We start from the raw sequence: 1,105 nt of genomic DNA, 5'->3' as shown, positions 1-1,105 counted from the left end.
GGATGTACCACCGCCCGACCGAGAGCACCGAGCAGTTCCTGCGGACGAAGTTCGCGAAGAAGCCGAACATCGCCGAGGCCAACGTCGCCGCCTTCCGCGCGGGCTGGAACTTCGGCGAGACGACCGAGGACTTCGCCGTCTCCTACGAGGTCGCGCCGGCCACCAGCGCGTTCCCGGCCGGCACCTACCGCAACATCTCCGGGAACCTGGCCCTGTCCTACGGGCTGATCGCCGCCTCCCACCAGGCGGACCTGCCGCTCTACCTCGGCTCCTACCCGATCACCCCCGCCTCGGACATCCTGCACGAGCTGTCCCGGCACAAGAACTTCGGCGTCCGCACCTTCCAGGCGGAGGACGAGATCGCCGCCATCGGCGCGGCGCTCGGCGCCTCGTTCGGCGGGTCCCTCGCCGTGACCACCACCTCCGGTCCCGGTGTGGCGCTGAAGTCGGAGACGATCGGCCTCGCGGTGTCGCTGGAGCTGCCCCTGCTGGTGGTCGCGATCCAGCGCGGCGGGCCCTCGACCGGTCTGCCGACCAAGACCGAGCAGGCCGACCTGCTCCAGGCGATGTACGGCCGCAACGGCGAAGCACCCGTGCCCGTCGTCGCGCCCCGCACCCCGGCGGACTGTTTCGACGCGGCCATCGAGGCCGCGAGGATCGCGGTCACCTACCGCACCCCGGTGTTCCTGCTGTCCGACGGCTACCTCGCCAACGGCTCCGAACCCTGGCGCATCCCCGAGACCGACGAACTGCCCGACCTGCGCGTCCAGTTCGCGACCGGCCCCAACCACACCCTGCCCGACGGCACCGACGTGTTCTGGCCCTACAAACGCGACCCCCACACCCTCGCCCGCCCGTGGGCCGTGCCCGGCACCCCCGGCCTCGAACACCGCATCGGCGGCATCGAGAAACAGGACGGCACCGGCAACATCTCCTACGACCCCGCCAACCACGACTTCATGGTCCGCACCCGCCAGGCCAAAATCGACGGCATCCAGGTCCCTGACCTCGAAGTCGACGACGCGACCGGCGACGCCAAGGTGCTCGTGATCGGGTGGGGCTCCACCTACGGCCCGATCGCCGCCGGCGTCCGTCGGGTACGGGC

The 1,105-nt window shown here is 70.9% G+C and carries 1 pseudogene; it reads left to right on the top strand.

Annotated features, from left to right (window positions below):
* Positions 1-1,105, top strand: a pseudogene (locus ACFXKA_RS43205) (2-oxoglutarate ferredoxin oxidoreductase subunit alpha); the annotation flags it as partial.

Source organism: Nocardia sp. NPDC059228 (genome assembly GCF_042754245.1).
Classification (GTDB): Bacteria; Actinomycetota; Actinomycetes; order Mycobacteriales; family Mycobacteriaceae; genus Nocardia.
Note: the sequence above shows the minus strand (reverse complement) of the source record. Positions and strands in the feature narration are given on the sequence as shown.